We start from the raw sequence: 21,871 nt of genomic DNA, 5'->3' as shown, positions 1-21,871 counted from the left end.
AAAGGTATTAATTTTTCATATAACTGAAAGTGCTGCAATAAAATTGCAGGGTTTTAGACCCAAAATTGTGACCAATAAAAAAGCCTCTTGAATTATCAAGAGGCCTTATTTTTATTCTTTTAAAAGAATCTATTTTCTACTCAATAATAAATCGTTTGTTAACCTTGGTATACTCATTCTCTAATTGCAGAATATACACTCCTGATTTAAAACGATCTATATTAATAGCTCTAGTATCATTTAAATTTCCTTTATCTAAAACTTGACCTAATACATTAATAACACTATAGGTTGTATTTGATAAGTTTTTACCTTGACTAATAACTTTTAAAAGATTTCCTTTTTTAACAGGAACAGGTGCAATCGTTATTGATGATAACACATCTTCATCTTGATCACCAATCTGATCAATTCTCGTTCCGAAGCTAACAACCTCGACTAAAGAAGAACTACACGAACCTTCGTAAATTTTAACATTCGTAAACGTAGAATTATTTCCTGAACCTGCATCATTGTCATTTATAAATACTAATCTATCCATAGTACCTGTATAAGAATCTCCTACTGGAATTACATAAGTTTGAGTACCTCCTGAGTAATTATCAAAGTTCGTGATTCCATAGTTTTGTGTTCCATGAACTTTAAAATATCTAGTAGATGTTAGCGTATTGTCGTTTTCAAATCCAACTCCATGAATTTCTCCCTGAGAAGTGCTGCTGAATTCAAACTCAATAACAGTATTTGGAGTAACCGTATAATTTAATGGAATATATTTCCATGTATTATTAGTTAATGTTAATGACGCGCCTCCATTACCAATAGAGAAATTACCAGCTGAATCTTGATTAGAGAATGGTGTAATGGTAAAACTATTAAAGTCTAACGAAGCACAACCTGGATCAGGATCTGGACCTCCAGTATCTTCACCAATAGTTATAGCATCTAGTGCAATATCACTTTGCCAACCACTAGTACCTGAACCTGTTACTACCGTAAATCTTATTTGAACACTCGACTCTCCCGCATATGCAGTTAAATCAATATTTGCTGCATTCCATTGATTTCCTTGATCTCCATTTCTACTAAAGATAGATGTCCAAGCTCCATTATTAATTCTAGCTTCTGCAGTTAAAGAATTAATTGCACTACCGAACATATGATATTGGAATTGTAAACTAGGTGCAGTCAATGAACTAAAGTTTAAACATGGAGAGTTTAATATCGCTGTTTTATTTGGAAAACCTGTTCCATCTCCTGAGGCTTCAACATAAATATATGTAGCACCATCCGCTCCAGTACTTGGACCTGTATTACTTGAAGGAGTTCCTCCTGTATCTCTTGTAAAATCGATATCATCTCCAGATGTAGCATTTGACCAATCTCCGAAACTAGTTTCAAAACTCTCATTAAATGGGAAAGATGTAATTTCACCAGTACAACCATCACCTGGTCCTGGATCAGTTCCTCCATTTTGAATAGCAACTGAATCTAATGCGATATCACTTTGCCAACCACTAGTTCCTGTACCTGTAACAACTACAAAACGAAGCTGTACACTCGCCTGACCAGCATAAGCTGCTAAGTCAACACTAGCTCCATTCCATTGGTTTCCTTGATCTCCTGATCTGGTAAATACAGAAGTCCAATCACCGGTATTATCAGTTCTAGCCTCAACAGTTAACGAATTAATTGCGCTACCGAACATGTGATATTCGAAAGATAAATTTGGTTCTGTTAATGAACTAAAGTTAAGACAAGGAGAATTTAAAACTGCTCTTTTATTTGGAAAACCTGTTCCATCCCCAGATGCTTCAACATAAACGTATGTCGACCCATCAGAAGCTGCACTCGGTCCTGTGTTACTTGAAGGCGTTCCACCTGAATTTCTTGTAAAGTCAATATCATCAGAAGTTGAATTTACCCACTCTCCTAAGTTAGTTTCAAAACTTTCACTAAATGGGAAGGTAGTTACATCTCCAGAACAAACCTCAGGTTGCGGATCTGGTCCACCTCCATCACATGGATTTACAAAAGAAACCGTTTGATCTGTTTGACCATTAGTTCCTCCATTATTATTTTCATTCGCTCCTTCTCCTACACCTCTTTCAGCAAAAGCTTTCCAGATTAAACATCTATACTGACCACCATATAAGTCTTGATCTGCTTGTAAAATTCCATCACGTCCAGAAACAAAACCTGGATTATTAGCTGTGTTCTTCAATCCTTCGATTACTAAAGCCATTGCAATGTTATTTCCTCCAGTTCCATTGTAAAAATCTGGGTCAAATCCTTCTTGATCAATTATCAACCAAGTCATATCCCATAAAATAGTTGCAAAGGCATATCCAACTCCGTGAGGTCTTGCTAAGCTTCCTATATCAGCATAATCAGTGTTATTGATTGAACGGTTTGTTGAATATGGCGTCGGACGTATTCCTGGACCGTTTTCATCTTGACCTAAAACGTAGTTTCCTACACCTCTACTATCTGTTCCTTGATCTCCTGCCTTCATGGTAAGCATTAATCCGAACCAGTCAGACCAACCTTCACCCATTTGTTCAGAACCACCAAGAGTGTTACTATTTGGACCACCAACTAAACGTGTAGAAATACCATGCCCGTATTCGTGCGCAATTATTACGTTGTCAAAAGATCCGTCTCTTCCAGGATTCGTTTGATTCCATAAGAACATTTGCATTCGAGGATTTCCTCCATCACCAGGAGTTGCAAAATTCGCATTATTTGTTCCGCTTCCGTCTTGTGAATCTGCATTAACAGAATCACTTCCTGCACCACCTTTACCATAATTATTTTCTTGGAAATTTCCACTTGCTTCATCAAAACCGTACTGATAGAAAACATCGTGCATAATATTATTCCAATAGAATAAATTTGTGGTAGAAGCATCTCTATAATTTGAAGGAGACAATCCTAAATTCACTGGAAAATCGAAATCTAAACTAGCTCCTCCATTAGGTGATGCCCCAGTACCATTATTTCCATTAGCATCTTCTTGTGCCCAAACATTGTTACCCCTTGTAATGGTAAATTCTGCTCCTGCAGCTCCATTAGTATCGTGCCAACCGAAAGGTGAGGCAGTTAAATTAGCTGGATTAGTAACAATTGTTCTACCTCCATCATCTGGATCCGATAAAGGCATAGCGTATACATTGTAAGAATCTGGTGCAAACATCATAGATTCCTTTGCGTAAGGAACTCCAGAATTTCTTTCTACATAATTTACTTCTGCCGTATTTGAGTGAGATTCGCCTTTTACATGTGAATGCTCAACCTCTCCGAAGTTACAAGAAATCACCCAGTTATCTTCGGCAATAACTTTACCAGAAGAAATATCTACAAAACTGTTCCACCAATTTTGTCCACCTTCTTCGTATAAGTTAATATTCCAACACAATTTTAATTGGTTGTCTTGGAAAACATATACCTTTTTTGCAGTAATTGGTTCGTTGTCTTCAGTAATTCCAGAGTTAACAAAATGTATAACGTCATCACCACTGCTTGATCTTTTAGAAACTCTTACAAGGTTTGCAGAAGAACGAAGACGATGTTTTGTTACTACTGACTGAATCGCAGCCTCAGGAGTAATTCCGGACGTTTTTGATGAAGTTAACTTAGATTTAATTTCAGGAACAAACTGATTTAATTTAAAGTTAACCTTACCCTTAAATACCGACATGTTATAGGTACCATTAATAATTGGTATGTTATTATGGTATTGCGTAACATAGTAATGAGTAAGCCCCTTCTTCAATGAAGAAGCTGTACTAGTTACTTTCCATTCGGAAAAGTCCTCAGAAGCATTCTCACTATTCTTCTTGAGGTTATTAAAATGTTGTTGAATAATGCCAAGATCCTTTGGCGTTGAATTTTGAGAAAAAATTGTTTGAGATAGCAAGAATACTGCTATCAGCAGGTAGGTTTTTTTCATAATTGATTGATTTTGAAAGGTTTTTTATAAAGTTAAAAAATTATTAAATCACAAAATATTTAACTTAAAAAATAAACAAAAACAATCTGTATGTTATTTTTTATAACAAAACGATAAAATAATTACAAATATTTTATAAAAAATTAAACAATACTCAATCTACTTCTTGTAAACTCTCTTTAAACTCAACATATCTATAGGATTTATACCAAGTCCTTCAACATCTTTCTGTGAAAATCTAATAACTTGGTCGTAATACAAAGAAATGACTGGAGCTTCACTTATAAGAATACTATCCATTTTTTGGTATAACTTATATCGAGTTTCATTATTTACTTCCTTTATAGACTCTTCGTACAATTTATCAAAAGTTAAACTCGAAAAATGGGTGTAATTCGGACCATTCGGAGTGAAATTCTTACTATAAAATAAAGATAAATAGTTTTCTGCATCAGGATAGTCAGCAATCCAGCTTGCTCTAAAAATAGGTAATTTACCATTTGCTTTACCCTGTCGCAAGGTTGATGGAGGAATTACATTTACATTTACTTTTAAACCAATATTTACTAACTCACTTTGGATAAACTCACATAAATCAAGATAACTACTATTCGTTGTTATTGTTACTTCAACAGAGGTTTTACCTGTTTCTTTTTTGTATTGATTAACTAACTCTTTTGCTTTTTCTGGTTGATAAGTATATCCTTTTTGACCATTAAACGAAGGTAAGCCCTTAGGCACAAAACCGTGTATCGCAGGATCGCCAATATTATTTCTAAGGAAAGTAATCATTTTTTGTCGATCGAAACCATAGTTAATAGCTCTTCGGATTAATTTTGATTTAACGGGATCATCTTCATCTCCACCTAGAAAAAATCCCAAATACTCAGTATTTAAGTAAGATGCTTTTTGCATGTTTACTTTACCTTTATACTTATCTAACAGCTCGCCGGAGGTAGATAAAATTTCATCTTTATAGGAAGCATCTAGACTTTTCATAAAATCTAAGTTACCTTGAACGAACTGAAGGAACTCACTTTGTTTATCAGGAAGAAATGTAATCGCAACAGCCTCTAAATATGGTAACTTATTCCCCTTTCTATCTCTTTCAAAATATTTATCATTTTTTCTAAAGACTAGTTTGGTATTCTCCACCCATAATTTAAACTTAAAAGGACCTGTTCCAATTGGGTTAGATCGAAATTCTTTTCCGTAAAATGACACCACTTCTTCTGGAACTACCGAACAGTATTTCATACTTAACAAACCAAGAAAAGGTGGAAAGGGTTGATTCAATTTAATTTTAAGCACAGAATCGTTGACAACATTTATGTTTTTCACATTCTGTAACACCCACCTTCCTGGAGAAGCAACTTTAGTATCTAGCAATCGATTTAAAGAATAATAGAAATCATTCGCAACAACTTTTCTGGTCTTATCCTCCCCGAATAATTTATGTTCATGAAAATAAACATCATTTCTCAACAAAAAAGTATACTCAGTTCCGTCGTTATTTATAGTCCATTTTTTCGCTATATCGGGTTTAACATTGAGAGAATCATCTAACTGTACTAAACCATTAAACAACTGATTAACCGCCCAAATATTTCTTTGATCTCTAGCATAAGCCGGATCTAACGATGTAATATTTGAATGCTCGTTATATCTAAAAACCTGATTATCGTTAAACTCACTTTGCCTTTCCTTACAAGATGAAAGTACACAAAATATGAATAATAAAATACTACTTCTCAAAACCATAATCCCTTTCTACTTTGCTTATTCGCACCTTAAATTTCTGATACCAAGTAATTCTTCCTTTCTCTCTTGCTTCGCTATGATCGACATGCATTTTCCATTTCTTTATAGCGTCTAAATTTTTCCAGTAAGAAACAGTAATCCCTAATTCATTTCTGGCACTTTCAATACCTAAATATCCTTCTTGAAGCTCTGCTAATTGAACCATTTTGTCAGCTGCACTGTTATATTCGTCATCTACTTCTGTTCTAAGGCTCGTAAAAATTACTGCATAATAAGGAGGAGCTGGAGTGTTTGCAATCATAAAATTAGTTGGTATTTTGTTTCTGGTAAGCCAATATCATCACTTACAAATTCTTTTACTTTCATAAAACCATATTTCAATAGAATTTTTTCAGAGGCAACATTTTCATTTACAACATTTCCTATGAGCTTTTTCATTCCAATTTGTTTACAATAAACAATTAAACCTTTGCACAATTCACTCGCGTAATTGTTACCCCAAAAACGTTCAATAAATCGATAACCTATTTCATCATCTCCTGCATCATCCTTAACTAAAGCCAACGTTCCGATAAACTCTCTATTAAGTTTCATTTCAACAGCATAAATCCAAAAATCGTTCTGATCTGAATCATACTTTTTAATTAACTCGGATAATTCTTTTTCACATTCTGATAATGTTTTTACTTCCCCTGTTGCATATTGCAAAACATTTGGATTGCTTTCCAACTCAAAAAAAGAATTTAAGTCACTCATCAACAACCTTCTAATTACTAGTCTTTCTGTTTCAAAAATCATTTTCAATATTGTACTTTTGCAATCGGTTAAATGTACAAGAATGAATGCGGAAAAAAAAGTAGCTTTTTACACATTAGGATGCAAATTAAATTTTTCAGAAACTTCAACCATCGCTCGTAATTTTGTAAACGAGGGATTTAGCAGAGTTGAGTTTGAAGAAAAAGCAGATGTTTATGTGATAAACACCTGTTCGGTTACAGATAATGCTGATAAACGATTTAAAACTATCGTTAAATCTGCTTTAAAACAAAACCCTGAAGCTTTTTTAATTGCTGTTGGTTGTTATGCTCAATTAAAACCTGCAGAATTGGCAGCGGTTGATGGAGTAGATTTAGTATTGGGTGCAACGGAAAAATTTAATGTTACCAGTTACATTAACGATTTAACTAAAAACGATATTGGTGAAGTTCATTCTTGTGAAATTGAAGATGCCGATTTTTATGTAGGTTCTTATTCTATTGGAGATCGAACTCGTGCTTTTTTAAAGGTCCAGGACGGATGTGATTACAAATGTACTTATTGTACAATTCCGTTAGCAAGAGGAATTTCGAGAAGTGATACTTTAGAAAATGTATTAAAGAATGCTAAAGAGATTTCTGAAAAAGGAATTAAAGAAATTGTTCTTACTGGAGTGAATATCGGAGATTACGGAAAAGGTGAATTTGGAAATAAAAAACACGAACATACGTTTTTAGAATTAGTTCAGAATTTAGATAAAGTTGAAGGTATTCATAGACTTCGTATTTCTTCTATAGAACCTAATTTATTAAAAGATGAAACAATTGATTTTGTAGCTAATTCAGAAACATTTGTTCCTCATTTCCATATTCCGCTACAATCAGGAAGTGATGAGCTTTTAAAGAAAATGAAACGTCGTTATCTAAGAAAAGTTTACACGAACAGAGTAGCAAAAATCAAGGAAGTAATGCCAAACGCCTGTATAGGTGTTGATGTGATTGTTGGGTTTCCTGGTGAAACTGATGAATTATTCTTAGAAACTTATAACTATTTGTCGGAACTTGACATCTCTTATTTACATGTCTTCACTTATTCTGAAAGACCAAATACTGAAGCGGTTTTAATGGATGGTGTAGTTCCTAAAAATGTGCGCGCTAAACGAAGTAAAATGTTAAGAGGTTTATCTGTAAAAAAGAGAAGAGCCTTTTATGAAAGTCAATTAGGAAACACATTAACTGTTTTATTCGAAAGTGAAAACAAGGAAGGTTACATTCACGGATTTACAGAGAATTATGTAAAAGTTAAAACCCCTTGGAATCCAAGTTTAGTGAATACATTACACGAAGTTAAACTAACAGAAATTGACGAAGATGGATTGGTACGTTTCAACTTTGTTGATACCAAAGTAATTGCTTAACTTAACGTCATTATATATTTACCCAATAAAAATTAAGTATGAAGTCAATTTGCATGGCCATTTTATTGTTAGCATTGAGTTGTGGAGCTCCAAAAGAGAAATCATCGGACACGACAAGAACAACACCAGCTACAAAAACTGAAACTATTAAAGAGGAACCTAAGAACGAACTTATTGTTGTTTTAAACAATCCGAAAAGTTTAGACAACGTAAAAGCATTGGTTACCAATAGTGGAATGAAATGGAAAAGCATGTTAATGGATAATGCAACTTCTAAAATTGCCGTTATTGAGACTCCTGATGAAAACCTAGACACTTGGAAAGAACGTTTGCTAAACTCTAGGGAATTTAGAAGTATCGAGGTAAACAGAAAAGATATTGCCGAAAAATTAATTAAGAGAGAGAACAATACTTTCATTGCAATTCGTAAAACAAGATGTATGGGAGATTGCCCATCTTACAATGTTTATATTGACAAGGAAGGAAACGTTTCTTATGAAGGAATAGAATTTGTTTTAGAAAAAGGAAGTAAGGAATTTAAACTTTCAGAAAAAGAATTAAGCACTATAAAAGACATCTTAAAAAAGAAAGATTTTTCTAGCTACAAAGATGTGTATGATAATCCAAGAATTATGGATTTACAAAGTACGTACTTAGTTCATGATGGAAAACAAGTTCAAGTTCGTTTATGGAACGATGATGTTCCCGAGGAATTAATGGAACTAAATGAATATATCGAGGGAATACTTTTAGAAAAAAAATTCTTTGAATAATATATGGTAGAAAAAACTCATTTATACTTTGTTCCTGGTTTAGCAGCAAATACAAAAATATTTGAGTATTTAACCTTTGACGAAACTTTATTTGAAGCTCATTTCTTAGATTGGATTATACCAATATCTATTGATGAGTCTATTGAAAGTTATGCAGCTCGAATGTGCGGACAAATTAAACATGAAAATCCGGTTTTAATTGGAGTGTCTTTTGGAGGCGTCATGGTTCAGGAGATGAGTAAAATTATGAACTGTAAAAAGACCATAATTATATCGAGTATTAAAAGCAATAAAGAATTACCAAACAGATTAAAAATAGCTCAAAAAACAAAAGCTTATAAATTGTTTCCAACTAAAGTTATCGAGAATATCGAGAATTATGAGCACTTGTTCTTTGGAGATTACCTGAAAAAGAGAGCTGAACTTTATAAAATGTATTTGTCTATTAGGAATGCAACATATTTAGAATGGGCGATACATAATGTGTTAAATTGGAAACAAGATTTTGAACTGGATGATATTATTCATATTCATGGTAATAAAGATGAAATCTTTCCTTCAAAACATATAAAAAACTATATCGAAGTCGAAAACGGCACACATATTATGATTCTAAATAAAGCAAGAATCATTTCTAAAATTCTTGAAGAACAATGTGCCGTTAAAGTCTCATAAAAAATAATACTTATGAAATTTAAATTTTTACGCACAATATCCTTAGCATTGATACTTTTTGTAGGTTTCTTTTTATTAAACCTTACAAGAATTAAATCTGATAAAAATGAAACTGCTAACATCAAAAAAGATTCTATTAGCATAGATAAAAGTGTTAGTGATACGTATGAAGTAAAAGCTGTAAAAGTTCCAGAATCTATGGAATTTGCAGGAGAACGAGTACCTTTAGAAAAATCAGATATTTTCGAAAGATTAGATAGAGAATTATTGGTGAACACCTATTGGCAATCAAATGCTTTATTATTAATTAAAAGAGCAAATAAATTTTTCCCTTTAATAGAACCATTACTAAAAAAGTATAATCTTCCAGATGATTTCAAATATTTATGTGTTGCAGAAAGCGCCTTAATTCAAGTACCTTCTTATAAAGGTGCAGCTGGGTATTGGCATTTTTTACCTTCTACTGGACGAGAATATGGATTAGAAGTTAACAAAAATGTTGATGAGCGTTATAATTTAGAGCTTTCAACAAAAGTTGCTGCTGAATATTTGAAAAAATCTAAAGAAAAGTTTGGTAGTTGGACTTTAGCTGCGGCAGCTTACAATGCTGGAAATGGTAGAATTTCTCAACGTTTAAAGGAACAAAAAGTAACAGATTATTACGACTTGCTATTAAATGTGGAGACTGGTCGTTATTTATTTCGAATTTTAGCCTTGAAAGAAATTATGTCGCATCCAAAAAAATACGGTTTTCTTTATGAAGAGGATGATTTATATACATATCCAAAGGTAAAAGAAATTATTATAGACAAACCCATTGAGGATATAGCCGATTTCGCTAAACAATACAACATTACGTATAAGGAATTAAAACTAGTCAACCCTTGGTTAAGAGAAACAAAACTCAATAACAAAAGTGGTAAAGAATATAAAATCAAAATTCCATTAAAATCATAAACAAAGCCCACATAATGTGGGCTTTTTAAATACTATTCTATTTATTTGTTTTAATAATCTAACTTCTTAAGATAATCTAATTTAGATTGCCAAATATCTAATTGCTCTTTAAATTCATCAATACCTTTTCTTACGTTTTGTACCAATGGATTATCTTCTGTTGCATTTGATATGAAACTTAAATTATTTTCTAATTGCTGCATTTCTCGGACGGTCTCCGAAATTTTCTTACGAATAAAAAACTGCTCGCTATCTAACTTTCTGTAATCTTCTTGAGCGAATAGATTGTCAACAATATTCCTGAATTTCATCATTTCTATTTCTTCACGATCTAAATTCATTGAAGTTAACTTAGCATCAACTTCTTTATTGAATTTACCATCTAAATGACGAGCATTTCGAGGCAAGGAACCTAACTCTCTCCATTTTACAATAGCTTCTTTAACATCTTCTACAGAAAGAGCATCATTATTTTTAAAATCCTCAATGAATTTTTTCTTCTCTATAACTACAGCTTCTTGTTCTTGAGAAACTCCATCTCTATGCGCGTTCAAACGATCAAAATAACTATTACAAGCTGTTTTGAAACGATTCCAAATTTCATCAGAAAACTTTCTTGGAACATGTCCAATTTTCTTCCATTCAGATTGAATTCTTTTCATTGTATTTGTAGTAGTCTCCCAATCATCACTATCTTTAAGGCTCTCAGCTAATTCTACTAATTCCATTTTCTTTCTCAAATTATCTGTTTGAGAAGATTTTTCTTCCTTATAGAATTTATTTTTGGCCGAATTGAATCTTTTTGTCGCCTCTTTAAGCTTTTGCCAAACAGCTTCACTCTTGTTATATGGGAGCTTTCCAACATCGAAGTATTTCTTTCTTAGCGCCTCAATCTCCTTAATACTTCTTTGCCAATCTTTATGAGTTTTATTCTTAGAGAAATCGTAGTTATTAATTTTTTCTACTACTAACAATTTCTCATTAATAATTTCTTGGTGTTTTGATTTTAAATCTCGGAAAAAATCATGACGCTTATCATGAAGCTTCTTTGTAGCATTGCTAAATTTATTCCAAACATCTTCTCTAAACTCTCTACTTACAGGTCCTACCTCTTCTTTCCAAAGACGATGTAACTCTTGTAATTCTTTAAAAGCAACATTTACATCTTCAACCTCTAATAAAGCTTCTGCTCTATCGATTAACTTTAATTTTTCTTCTAAATTATGTTTAAAATCGAGCTCTCGAAAATCTTGATTTAAATGCAATAAATCGTAAAAACGCTCAACATGATGATGATATGTTTTCCAAGTATCATTATACCTTGTTCTAGGAACTGGACCTACAGATTTCCATTGCTCTTGAATTTTTTGGAAATCATTATACATTGTTTTAGGATCTGCATTTTCGATTAAGTTTTTCAACTCCTCAATCAATGTATTCCTTCTATCTAAGTTATTTTTAAGTTGATCATCAAGTTGTTTGTAGTAATGATCTCTTTTTTCTTTATACTCTTTTAATAACTTATTGTATTCAGTTTTTATAGGGCTAGAAAATTGAAAATCTATTGAATTTCCGCCTTCCGCCAAAAACTCTGCTTTCTTTTCAGATAACAACTTACCAAATTTAAGAGTGAACGCATTCTTAATTGCGTCTGCATTTTTTTTGATTAGATGAACTGGATTATTTTTTAAAAGGCTTTTTAGTTCAGAAACGAGTGTATCCAATTCCATACCGCTGTAATCTTTCATTGGTATTTCATTGTTTTCTTCTTTTTCAGAATTTTCAGCAACCACGTTTTCTACTTCGCTAACTGCTGTTTCTGTCTGTTCTGTTTCTTGGGTAATTTGGTTTTGAGATTCTCCTTTGGTATTTTCCTCTAAGTTATTATCACTATTTTCTAACATGTCAATGATGTTTAAAGTTCCAGTTTATTTATGCTAAAGATAATGAATATTTATTAGCTCGAGGTTTTATTTAAAGAACTTTAAAACAGTTACGAATTTGATAAAATTCACTTAACTTTTTTGCCAAATTCTCCATGCTTTCTCTGCCTGAAGTTCCAACATTTCTAATCCGTTTTTAATGACTGCTCCGTTCTCCTCTCCTTTTTTTAGAAAAAGTGTTTTCGCTGGATTGTAGATTAAATCGTAAAGAATATGATTTACACCTAAATAATCATAAGGAATATCTGGACAATTTTCAATGTTTGGATGTGTTCCTAAGGGAGTACAATTAATTATCAATAAATAATCTTTAATAATTTCTCCATTAAGTTCATCATAAGTTATAGTATTATTCTTTTCTTTTTTTCTAGAAACAAAACACACTTCTATATCCATATTTTTTAATGCAAAAGCAACCGCTTTTGACGCTCCTCCAGTTCCTAAGATTAATGCTTTTTTATGAAGTTTATTCAAATAAGGCTCCAACGATTTTTTAAACCCATAATAATCTGTATTGTATCCTTTTAACTTACCACTTTTTGTGATTCGAATGGTATTTACCGCTCCTATTTTTGCAGCTTTTTTATCTATTTTATCCAAGAAAGGAATCACCTCTTCCTTGTAAGGAATGGTGACATTAAAACCAATCAATTGTTCCTTGTGTTTATCAATTAAAAGAGGAAGTTCATCTATTTGATGCAAATCAAAATTAACATATTTGTGATTTGTCAATTCTAATAAATCAAACTTTTCAGCGAAATATCCTCTTGAAAATGAATAAGAAATATTTCTACCTAATAAACCAAATAGTTTAACGTTTTCGTCTATTTCCATAATAATCGATTGCAAGAATTAGAACTATACCAACCAAGATAAAACCGATAGAAATTAAAGTTTCATTATCTTTTATATTTGGTAGATATCGTTCATAGTTTTCTATTATTTTATTGCCTTTAGAATCTAATAGAAAAATACCTTCTTCAGTTTTATAGATGGTTTCTTTCCATGGCCAAACTATACCTAACGACCCTGTAATAAAACCAATAATAATTGCCGTTACTTGTTGCTTCCATTTTTTTAAAACATATCCTAACAAATGAGATATAGAAACCAATCCGAAAGCAGATCCTAGTGTGAAAGTCACGATGATTTTTAAATATCTAATTTTCACTGGATCACTTAGAACTGAAAAATCTCCTGTTACCAAAGAAGAGATAACACCTCCAAGAACGTTTACACTATCCACTAAAAGCAAGACATAATTCCCTAATAAAATTAGAATAAAGGATCCTGATAACCCTGGCAATGTCATTCCTGAAACTCCAATAATTCCGCAAATAAAAACAAATACTAAATTATCGTTTTCTTTTGCTGGCGACATAAAACTAATGGCAATACCAATAGCCGCCCCAATGAAGAGCCAAGCTAGATTCTTTAATCGCCAATCACCAAAGTCTTTTGAAATGTAATAAATCGAACCTATAATCATTCCGAAAAACCAAGACCAAACATAAAGTTGATAGTTCTTTAAAAAGTAATCTAAAACTAAGGAAACACTAAAGTAACTAAACATGCTTCCTAGCATTACCCAAACTAGAAATTGAAAATTTGTGTATCTGGCAAAGCTTCTAAATCTCCCATTAAATAGTAACTTAAATGCATTTAGATTGATCCTTCTAAATGTGTAAATAAGTTCTTCATAAAATCCCATGACAAAAGCAACCATTCCGCCAGAGACTCCAGGAACTTTATTTGCTCCTCCCATAGCTAAGCCTTTTAAAAAAAGACCTACTTTTTGGCCAAACTTTCTTTCTTTATACATGAGTTAATGATAAACTATATACTTTTTTGAGCTAGTTTTTCTAACAATAATATTACTCCAAATCCAACTAGCGCGAGTAGGAATGCATACATAATTTGAGGATCACCGTCAAAAGAAGACGGTAAAATAGATTCTTCATTGAATGGCACTTTTTCACCATGCGAATTCGTTCTATAAGTTAACACTTTCTTCCAAGGCCAAATTTTATTCAATGAACCAATTATAAAACCAGTTAGCGCTGCTAATGTTAGATTCTTATAGTTTGCAAACAACCATTTTAACACTCTTGAAAAAGACAGTAATCCTGTTACTGCACCTAACATAAATACTACTATTATCGGAATATCCTTATTCGTAGCTGCATTTAAAATTGGTTTATAAGCTCCCAGTAAAACTAAAATAAAAGAACCTGAAATACCTGGTAAAATCATAGCACAAATTGCAATAGCCCCAGCTAAAAATATAAATGGCATGGAAGAGTCTTCTGAAACTAACGGCGGTAGTGTTGTGATAACATAAGCTAAAATCGTTGTACCGATTAACAATAAAACCGAAAGAATGTTCCACTTTTCAATTTGCTTAGCTACATAAATAATACTAGCTAATACCAATCCAAAGAAAAAAGACCATAATAAAATCGGATGGTTCTTTAACATCCAAGTAATTGCATTTACTAATGATAAAACACTTACAATTATTCCTAAAAATAATGCCAATAGAAAATTACCATTGAGTTGTTTCCAAGCTGCTTTAAACCCGTCAGACTTTAACGTTTTAAAAAGATCTAAGTTAATATTACTAATTGATTGAAGTAACTCCTCGTAAATTCCTGAAATAAATGCTATGGTTCCTCCTGAAACTCCTGGTACAACATCTGCCGCTCCCATAGCAACACCTTTTAAAGAGATTAAGAGGTAATCTTTAATTTTTCTGTTCATTTTTAGTTTTTGTAGAATCTGGTTTGGTTTTAAAGCTGATAAGCTTTCTTTTCTTTACAATAATACTATCTTTTTTCTCTACTTTCTTCTTTTTCTTTTTAAAACCTAGTTTTTCTCCTAGTTCAGAAATGTTATTAAAATTAACCTGATAAGAAAGACCTAATCCTTGTGTGTAACCTTCATTATCAATATCAAACTGGACATCGTTAGGTTTGTTAAAAAACGTTCCTCTTAACGTTCCTTCCTCGTTTAATAAAACCTCTACTTTCACCTCTCCTACAACACTTGTTTGCGTATTTCCTCCTACAGGAACCCCTACTCTACCATTCACTAGAACTCTATCAGAAATTTGTGTGGAAACTGATACATCAACTTGATCGTCGATTGCATTTTGAAGCTGATCTACATTAGTTCTATCTCCCTGAACATATCCTAAACCAACCTGAAACTTACCATCTTCTTTATTAATTACACTAGATAGAATGCTCGTTGCTACTTGCGCTGCTGTTCCGGTTAAACCTTGAGATGCACTATTTCCAATAGCTTCTTCATCGTAAAAAGTTCCAAAAGCCATTAAAAAAGTAAAATGTTGCATCTTAGTGTTTAAGTCGTTTTCATTCAATTTAAATTCTAATTCTGAAGCTACTGTTGAATTTGCGTTAGGAATTTTAATATCAAACTCTTGTTTAGAATCGAATAATCCACCAGTAATTTTAGTGTATAAGTCTATTGGAATTTTTCTAGTTGAATTAATATTATCTAATAATTGAGCAGGATTTGCTTTTGTTTGATAGATTGCTGTTAAATCAAGCTGAGCATTTAGCGGATCACCTGTCCAAGAAATAGTACCTCCTCGTTGTACTGTAAAAGGTTTACTAATAATTCCTCCGTATTTGAAATTATAAACTCCTTTTTCTATGGTGATTCCACCATCCATAATAAACTTCCCTCTAGTGTCAATTTCTATATTTAAATTCCCATTTCCACTACCTTTTAAATCACTACCAGAAACCTTATCGATTACAACTTGCGCGACGGCATCTTTGGTTACTGCCAAATTAAAATTCAGGTTTAACCCTTTTACCTTGTCAATATTTAAAGCTTCGAAACTACCTTCTTTTTCATCTGTTTTGAAACGAATCAACTTATAATTATTAACTGTTGAAACATCATTTAAAGGAATTACAAATAGTGTACCTGGTTGGGTTCTTGCGTTCACATTAATACTAAGATTACTGGTTAATCCTCTGATTTGCGCATTCCCTCTTATTAAGCCTTTTCCGTAATACGGCACTTCCTCCGCTTCCTTTGTGTCTAAAACCAATAAATTTGGAGAATCAATATCAAGCTTCATATACCATTTTTCAAAATCTTGATGGGTAATACTTCCTGACAAAGAACCTTTTGTATCGTATTTTGTATCCTCTAAAATCATATCATTTATAATGAATGACTGATTAAAAAGCTGTATTGTTGTATTGTTTATAAAGTCAAAGTCAATATTTAAATAAGGAAAAGTCAAACCGGCATCAGCAAGAGAAATATCTCCTTTGAAGACGGGATTAACTGCAGAACCTTTTGCGATAAAATCACCAGATACTCTACCACGGATATTAGAAATTACATCTCCACCAAACTCACTATATCCATTTAATTCGTATTCTTTAAAGTTAATATTTAAATCAACTTGAGGATCTTTCTGAGAAAAATCTAACCCTCCTACAATTTTTACGTTATCAAATTTATAATCTCGTAATGAAATGTCTACTTTATACTTATTTAATGAGTTTTCTCCTTCAACATTTACCTTTAAAGTACCCTGAGAGAAATCATTTACTATAACATCTTGAACAGTAATGTTTGCAATTGGAGCCACAAGACCTTCTTCTTCCTTTAAGGAAACTTTACCGTTAAGTAATCCAGATAATGTTAAATCTTCCATTTCTGGTAGAACACCTAGTAATTCTACATTGGTAAAATTAGCCTTTAAATCTTTCTGATGCTCACCTAGTAAACTTCCTTCAAACTCAATTTTTTGTTCGTTTGAAACCAGTTGAAATGGACTGAAAACAAAATCATTCTTGGTTAAATCGAAAGTTAACTTATTATTCCTGTCATTTTTAGGATTAATTTGCCAATCGTAATTATTATGATTAAAACTTGATTTTTGAATTCCTACAACGGATTTGTGATCTTTGTTAATGGTATAGAAGAAATCTAAATTAAAGTTTTCAGTAAGTTTCTTTCCTCCTTTAAATGTTGATTTAAAAAACAAGGTATCATTTACTGTTCTATTGATTAAATTCAACTCTCCTAAATCGTAATGTTTGGTTCGTATTTCATTCGCAGTTAAATGAGTGTTATATAATTTGTTTTTATTATCTATTCTTAAAACAATCTCATCTATTATATTTTCATACGCTTTTACATTAGGTGAACTAAAGGTCAACTTCACCTCATTATCATTCGAATCAACTTTACCTCTAATACGCGTATCCTTATCAATTGTAATTTCCGGAAGAAAAACGCTCACAATTTGATTGTAAATTTTAAAATCGAATTTTATAAATTGATTCGGGTCCACCGGTATTGGCGTATAATTGGTATAAACACTTCCTAAAGCATTTCTAAAAACCGGTAATAAATCTTTAAATACGAACTTCCCTTCTAATTTACCCTGAACAATATCTTTAGAATTAACCTCAATGGTTTTAATACTGTCTTTTAAAGAAGAATTGATTTGAAAATCTTTAAACAAAAATGTTTTATACTCATTTTTATATGTCAAATCATTAAAGTCAGCTTTTCCAATAATGTTATCTAGCGTATTTCCAACAATGTCTAATCGCACTTTTCCTGCAATTTCTGAAATGCTATCTCTCTTAAAAAGATTTGTTTCTCTCAAATCTAATTTATCAATATCAGCGGTAAAATCAAACTTATTGATTTCCTCTGAAAAGTCGGCTAACCCCTTAAATTCTAGTTTAAAATTTTCATCATTAGACTTTAAATAACCATCAAACTTTTTCTTTTGAAACTGACCGTTTACATTCAAATTTTTATAAGTGTAACCTCTAAAATCAACTTTAGAAACATTCCCTATAATTACAGAATTTATATTATCAATTTTAAAACCAGTTCCTCGAACATCAGCTTTTAAAGATATCTTACCTAAATCCTCATCATCTGCTATTTTGGCCAAATCTAAATCTATAAACTCAATTTCTCCGTTATAAGTTGCGTAATCTATATCGTCTATATTAGTTAGTTGTAAGTCCGAGATGGTACTTCCTGCATCTGAGGTCATCGAGACAGTCGCCTCCATTAATTCAGGTGTTAATTTTATTAAACCTGAAAGTGAAAATTTTCCCAATCGTTTAAAACTTGTTGGTAACGTTTTTCCTAGAACATTGGGTAATAAACTTTTTAATTGATTGTAATTTGAAGCTACTTTGGACAAATCTGCATCATAGATAAACCCTCTTTTACTATTAAAAGCGTTTACAAACCCCATATCTCCACGAATTACCAATCCATTTTTAGAGTACATATTCAAATTAGGGGTACTAAAATTATTTAGAGTTCCATTAAAATTCCCTCTAAGAAATAACATGTCATTTCCTTGAATTTCATTGTAAAACTTATGAAGATCCTTTATCGATATCTTACTTTTTTGGAAGTTTGCTTTTAAACGAACCCTATCAGAAAAGTAAGCAAAATCCTCACGTTTATAATCGAACACTAATTCTCCGATAATATTTGTTTCATTATCGGTTATTAATGATAAGTCTTTAAACTTCATTTGGGTTTTAGTGTACGTAAAGTTCGTTGTTAAATTCGTGATATAAACATCTCTGTTATCCTTTAAATACAAACCACGAATGTTGGCATTAACATCAGGACCAACAACAGAAAAATCTTGAATATTACCTCCGGCGTTATAGGCAGCGTACTGTAATGGTTCACTTTTTTCAAAATCATAAAGTTTGAAAGTCAAATCATCTACATATATATTTTTTGTTTTCAGCACAAATGGATGCTCACTTTTCTCGTCTGAACCATCATCAAAAGCTTCAATAAAAACAGCTAAATTATCATCTTTTTCTCCTTTGTACTGCTTCATATGGAAATCTACACCACTAAGTGTAATATCGCCAAGATTTACTTCGTTATTTAAAACTTGTTTTACATTTTTAAGTGAAGTTCTTAAGCTTTTAACGAATATGAGTGTATCGTTATGATGATCTCTTATTTCTATTTCCTTTAGATTTACATTTCCAAGTAATGATAAATCTATTTTTTTTACGACTATATTGGTGTCAAAATCATCATTAATTCTATTAGTAACTACCTCTGCTAGTTTACTCTGAACAAAAGGAGTAGATAAAACAAGTACCAAAAGTAGGACGAGAATCAAGATGACTCTTAGGAAACGAAATATTATTTTACCTACTTTTTTAATGACTTTTAGTACAAAAATTAGACTATAAAAAACTACAAAAATTTTGCCTTAGTACAAAGAAACTGCAATTTTAACGAATATCTAACGTATTATGGATATTTTTGCATTTCAAAAACTTAAATAATTGGAAAAAAAAGAGGTCTATATTTTAGGTATTGAAAGTTCGTGTGACGACACTAGTGCTGCAGTTTTGCGAAACAATGAAGTTCTTAGTAATGTTATTGCTAATCAAGATGTACATTCTAAATATGGTGGAGTTGTTCCAGAGTTAGCCTCTCGAGCACATCAGCAAAATATTGTTCCGGTTGTACAACAAGCTATTGAACGTGCAGGAATCACCAAAGAACAATTAAGTGCAATTGCATTCACTCGTGGTCCGGGTTTAATGGGATCTTTATTAGTGGGAACCTCTTTTGCTAAATCTTTGGCATTAGGATTAAACATTCCTTTGATTGATGTAAACCACATGCAAGCACATATATTAGCTCATTTTATTAAAGAAGACGACTGTAAAATCCCTCCTTTTCCTTTTATCTGTTTAACTATTAGTGGTGGACATACACAAATAGTTAAAATTACAAATCATTTTGAAATGGAAATATTAGGAGAAACCATTGATGATGCAGTTGGTGAAGCTTACGACAAATCTGCTAAAATATTAGGACTTCCTTATCCTGGTGGTCCATTGGTAGATAAATACGCACAACAGGGAAATCCAAAAGCTTTCCAATTTACACAACCTAAAGTTGGCGATTTAGAGTTTAGTTTTAGCGGACTAAAAACACAGATATTATACTTTATACAAAAAAATGTGAAAGAGAATCCTAACTTTATTGAGGAAAACCTTTATGATATCTGTGCTTCTATTCAACATACAATTGTTGAAATACTAATGAAGAAAATAAAAAATGCCGTAAAGCAAACTGGTATTAAAGATATAGCAATTGCTGGTGGTGTATCTGCTAATTCCGAGATAAGAAAACGCCTGAATGAAGCAGATAAACATTGGGGATGGAATACTTACATTCCTAAATTTCAATACACAACTGATAATGCTGCAATGATTGCAATAGCAGGATATTTAAAATATCTTAATAATGATTATGCTGATATTTCTGTAGCAGCAAAAGCTAGATTAAAAGTAACAGAATAAAAAAAGAGCGAATTATACAATTCGCTCTTTTTTGTTTCTCTAAATTATAATTGTTATTTCGCCACTTTGATTGAGCAACCGATAGCTTTTGTTTCTGTTTTTCTCGGTGATTTACCAGCTAATAAATCATCTACTGCATTTTCTACGTATAACTCATTTACACTAGCTGCATCTCTTGCATTATCATCAATCGCTCCGATATAAGATAACACAAAATTCTTTTTCTCATTTTTTAAGATGAATACATGTGGCGTACGCGTTGCTCCGAACTTAGGGAATACTTTTTGTCCATCATCAAAAAGATAAGGAAAAGTAAATCCTTTCGATTTAGCTCTTTCTTTCATAGAATCAAAATCATCTCCCGCAGAAACGGCTGGGTCGTTAGGATTAATCGCCACAACTGGATATCCTTTTGACTTATATTTTTTATCTAAAGCTATAATTCTATCCTCATACATTTTAGAGTATGGGCAATGATTACATGTAAATACCAGGATTACACCTTTATCACTTTTATAATCATTAAGAGATACCATTTTACCATCTATATTCTTTAAAGTGAAGTTATCAACTGTGTCTCCTATTGCATATCCTCCTTTTGATTTTGTTGTAAAAGCAACCGTTACAGCAACTATTGCCAATACCAATATTGATTTTAAAGCTTTCATATATATTAGTTTATAAATTTTTGTAATTCAGTATTTAGTTCATCATATGAAAATGATTTTTCAAAAAAGGATCTTTTATTTTTAGAATAAATAATCGTTGCTGGAATCGCGCCGGACCAACTTTTATCAACTCCATTAATCCACTTATTCTGATTCGGATCATCTAACACCACTACTTCTGGCTCTAAACCATTGTTCTTAATAAACGGAATCAATTGGCTTTCTATTTCATTTGGAAAATCTAAACTAACCAATAATACTTCAACGTTATTAGATGCTCTTTCACGATAAATTCTTTCAACGGCTGGTAATTCCTCAACACATGGTTTGCACCAAGTTGCCCAAAAATTTACGACATGGATCTTATCATCTTTTTTTTCTAAATAAGGTTTTAACTCATCAAAATTTAACACCTTCAAGTCTTCATATGTCTTCTTGACTGCTTTCGTCGTTAGAACAACTTCTTTCTTTTTAGAATCTAATTCGATTTCTTTTTTAGTGTTTTCTTTACATGAGTAGATTAAACCTAATGTGAGAAAAAATAATATAATTGTCTTTATTTTCATCTTGTTAAAATTAATGAATGTAATTATCGAA

General features: G+C 31.9%; 16 protein-coding genes. 5 read left to right on the top strand and 11 right to left on the bottom strand.

Annotation, left to right across the window (positions count from 1 at the left end; genetic code table 11):
• Positions 1 to 136 precede the first annotated feature (136 nt).
• The 4 genes from ACOSP6_RS03775 to ACOSP6_RS03760 all read right to left on the bottom strand — a co-directional run bounded on the left by ACOSP6_RS03775 (position 137) and on the right by ACOSP6_RS03760 (position 6,508).
• Positions 137 to 3,949 carry a M36 family metallopeptidase gene (locus ACOSP6_RS03775; protein ID WP_422093048.1) on the bottom strand — a complete coding sequence of 1,271 codons (3,813 nt, stop codon included), beginning with the start codon at positions 3,947 to 3,949 and terminating at the stop codon, positions 137 to 139.
• Between the two features lie 159 nt (positions 3,950 to 4,108).
• Positions 4,109 to 5,710 carry an ABC transporter substrate-binding protein gene (locus tag ACOSP6_RS03770; RefSeq protein ID WP_422093047.1) on the bottom strand — a complete coding sequence of 534 codons (1,602 nt, stop codon included), beginning with the start codon at positions 5,708 to 5,710 and terminating at the stop codon, positions 4,109 to 4,111.
• Positions 5,694 to 6,011 (bottom strand): antibiotic biosynthesis monooxygenase family protein, encoded by a 318-nt coding sequence (locus tag ACOSP6_RS03765; RefSeq protein WP_422093046.1) that lies wholly within the window; start codon positions 6,009 to 6,011, stop codon positions 5,694 to 5,696. The genes ACOSP6_RS03770 and ACOSP6_RS03765 overlap by 17 nt, the downstream gene beginning before the upstream one ends.
• Positions 6,008 to 6,508 carry a GNAT family N-acetyltransferase gene (locus ACOSP6_RS03760; RefSeq protein ID WP_422093045.1) on the bottom strand — a complete coding sequence of 167 codons (501 nt, stop codon included), beginning with the start codon at positions 6,506 to 6,508 and terminating at the stop codon, positions 6,008 to 6,010. The genes ACOSP6_RS03765 and ACOSP6_RS03760 overlap by 4 nt, the downstream gene beginning before the upstream one ends.
• 40 nt (positions 6,509 to 6,548) lie before the next feature.
• Between ACOSP6_RS03760 and mtaB the strand changes: the two genes are divergently transcribed.
• Genes mtaB through ACOSP6_RS03740 form a run of 4 tightly spaced genes read left to right on the top strand, consistent with a single transcriptional unit; the run spans position 6,549 to position 10,288 of the window.
• Positions 6,549 to 7,883 (top strand): tRNA (N(6)-L-threonylcarbamoyladenosine(37)-C(2))-methylthiotransferase MtaB, encoded by a 1,335-nt coding sequence (gene mtaB / locus ACOSP6_RS03755; protein ID WP_422093044.1) that lies wholly within the window; start codon positions 6,549 to 6,551, stop codon positions 7,881 to 7,883.
• Positions 7,884 to 7,921: 38 nt separating this feature from the next.
• A complete protein-coding gene (locus ACOSP6_RS03750; protein ID WP_422093043.1) occupies positions 7,922 to 8,656 on the top strand; it encodes a DUF6438 domain-containing protein in 735 nt (244 codons plus the stop codon).
• Positions 8,657 to 8,659: 3 nt separating this feature from the next.
• On the top strand, positions 8,660 to 9,331 hold the full coding sequence (locus ACOSP6_RS03745; RefSeq protein ID WP_422093042.1) for an alpha/beta hydrolase: 672 nt from the start codon (positions 8,660 to 8,662) through the stop codon (positions 9,329 to 9,331).
• 12 nt (positions 9,332 to 9,343) lie between these two features.
• A complete protein-coding gene (locus ACOSP6_RS03740; RefSeq protein WP_422093041.1) occupies positions 9,344 to 10,288 on the top strand; it encodes a lytic transglycosylase domain-containing protein in 945 nt (314 codons plus the stop codon).
• Positions 10,289 to 10,338: 50 nt separating this feature from the next.
• Here the strand turns inward: ACOSP6_RS03740 and ACOSP6_RS03735 are convergent, their stop codons facing one another.
• The 5 genes from ACOSP6_RS03735 to ACOSP6_RS03715 all read right to left on the bottom strand — a co-directional run bounded on the left by ACOSP6_RS03735 (position 10,339) and on the right by ACOSP6_RS03715 (position 19,390).
• On the bottom strand, positions 10,339 to 12,192 hold the full coding sequence (locus ACOSP6_RS03735) for a DUF349 domain-containing protein (RefSeq protein WP_422093040.1): 1,854 nt from the start codon (positions 12,190 to 12,192) through the stop codon (positions 10,339 to 10,341).
• A 111-nt stretch (positions 12,193 to 12,303) separates the two neighbouring features.
• Complete coding sequence (locus ACOSP6_RS03730) at positions 12,304 to 13,065, bottom strand: shikimate dehydrogenase family protein (RefSeq protein ID WP_422093039.1); 762 nt, start codon at positions 13,063 to 13,065, stop codon at positions 12,304 to 12,306.
• On the bottom strand, positions 13,043 to 14,053 hold the full coding sequence (locus tag ACOSP6_RS03725; protein WP_422093038.1) for a DUF368 domain-containing protein: 1,011 nt from the start codon (positions 14,051 to 14,053) through the stop codon (positions 13,043 to 13,045). Before ACOSP6_RS03725 ends, ACOSP6_RS03730 begins: the two co-directional genes overlap by 23 nt.
• A gap of 14 nt (positions 14,054 to 14,067) precedes the next feature.
• Entirely contained in the window at positions 14,068 to 14,991 is a 924-nt protein-coding gene (locus ACOSP6_RS03720; RefSeq protein ID WP_422093037.1) for a DUF368 domain-containing protein, read from the bottom strand.
• Entirely contained in the window at positions 14,975 to 19,390 is a 4,416-nt protein-coding gene (locus tag ACOSP6_RS03715) for a translocation/assembly module TamB domain-containing protein (protein WP_422093036.1), read from the bottom strand. Before ACOSP6_RS03715 ends, ACOSP6_RS03720 begins: the two co-directional genes overlap by 17 nt.
• A 187-nt stretch (positions 19,391 to 19,577) precedes the next feature.
• On the opposite strand from ACOSP6_RS03715, the gene tsaD reads away from it, so the two are divergent.
• Positions 19,578 to 20,606: a tRNA (adenosine(37)-N6)-threonylcarbamoyltransferase complex transferase subunit TsaD gene (gene tsaD, locus ACOSP6_RS03710; protein WP_422093035.1), complete on the top strand. Its 1,029-nt coding sequence runs from the start codon at positions 19,578 to 19,580 to the stop codon at positions 20,604 to 20,606.
• A 53-nt stretch (positions 20,607 to 20,659) separates the two neighbouring features.
• On the opposite strand, the gene ACOSP6_RS03705 is transcribed toward tsaD, so the two are convergent.
• Both ACOSP6_RS03705 and ACOSP6_RS03700 read right to left on the bottom strand, forming a co-directional pair.
• The gene (locus ACOSP6_RS03705; RefSeq protein WP_422093034.1) at positions 20,660 to 21,274 is read right to left on the bottom strand and encodes a thioredoxin family protein; all 615 of its coding nucleotides are present in this window, start codon (positions 21,272 to 21,274) and stop codon (positions 20,660 to 20,662) included.
• Between the two features lie 5 nt (positions 21,275 to 21,279).
• Positions 21,280 to 21,840: a TlpA disulfide reductase family protein gene (locus tag ACOSP6_RS03700; RefSeq protein ID WP_422093033.1), complete on the bottom strand. Its 561-nt coding sequence runs from the start codon at positions 21,838 to 21,840 to the stop codon at positions 21,280 to 21,282.
• Positions 21,841 to 21,871: the final 31 nt, after the last annotated feature.

It is taken from the genome of Tenacibaculum sp. MEBiC06402 (assembly GCF_049239625.1).
Classification (GTDB): Bacteria; Bacteroidota; Bacteroidia; order Flavobacteriales; family Flavobacteriaceae; genus Polaribacter.
Note: the sequence above shows the minus strand (reverse complement) of the source record. Positions and strands in the feature narration are given on the sequence as shown.

Coding starts and splice junctions, on each gene's coding strand:
- ACOSP6_RS03775 (WP_422093048.1), bottom strand. CDS start 3,949: ATGAAAAAAACCTACCTGCTGATAGCAGTATTCTTGCTATCTCAAACA.
- ACOSP6_RS03770 (WP_422093047.1), bottom strand. CDS start 5,710: ATGGTTTTGAGAAGTAGTATTTTATTATTCATATTTTGTGTACTTTCA.
- ACOSP6_RS03765 (WP_422093046.1), bottom strand. CDS start 6,011: ATGATTGCAAACACTCCAGCTCCTCCTTATTATGCAGTAATTTTTACG.
- ACOSP6_RS03760 (WP_422093045.1), bottom strand. CDS start 6,508: ATGATTTTTGAAACAGAAAGACTAGTAATTAGAAGGTTGTTGATGAGT.
- mtaB (WP_422093044.1), top strand. CDS start 6,549: ATGAATGCGGAAAAAAAAGTAGCTTTTTACACATTAGGATGCAAATTA.
- ACOSP6_RS03750 (WP_422093043.1), top strand. CDS start 7,922: ATGAAGTCAATTTGCATGGCCATTTTATTGTTAGCATTGAGTTGTGGA.
- ACOSP6_RS03745 (WP_422093042.1), top strand. CDS start 8,660: ATGGTAGAAAAAACTCATTTATACTTTGTTCCTGGTTTAGCAGCAAAT.
- ACOSP6_RS03740 (WP_422093041.1), top strand. CDS start 9,344: ATGAAATTTAAATTTTTACGCACAATATCCTTAGCATTGATACTTTTT.
- ACOSP6_RS03735 (WP_422093040.1), bottom strand. CDS start 12,192: ATGTTAGAAAATAGTGATAATAACTTAGAGGAAAATACCAAAGGAGAA.
- ACOSP6_RS03730 (WP_422093039.1), bottom strand. CDS start 13,065: ATGGAAATAGACGAAAACGTTAAACTATTTGGTTTATTAGGTAGAAAT.
- ACOSP6_RS03725 (WP_422093038.1), bottom strand. CDS start 14,053: ATGTATAAAGAAAGAAAGTTTGGCCAAAAAGTAGGTCTTTTTTTAAAA.
- ACOSP6_RS03720 (WP_422093037.1), bottom strand. CDS start 14,991: ATGAACAGAAAAATTAAAGATTACCTCTTAATCTCTTTAAAAGGTGTT.
- ACOSP6_RS03705 (WP_422093034.1), bottom strand. CDS start 21,274: ATGAAAGCTTTAAAATCAATATTGGTATTGGCAATAGTTGCTGTAACG.
- ACOSP6_RS03700 (WP_422093033.1), bottom strand. CDS start 21,840: ATGAAAATAAAGACAATTATATTATTTTTTCTCACATTAGGTTTAATC.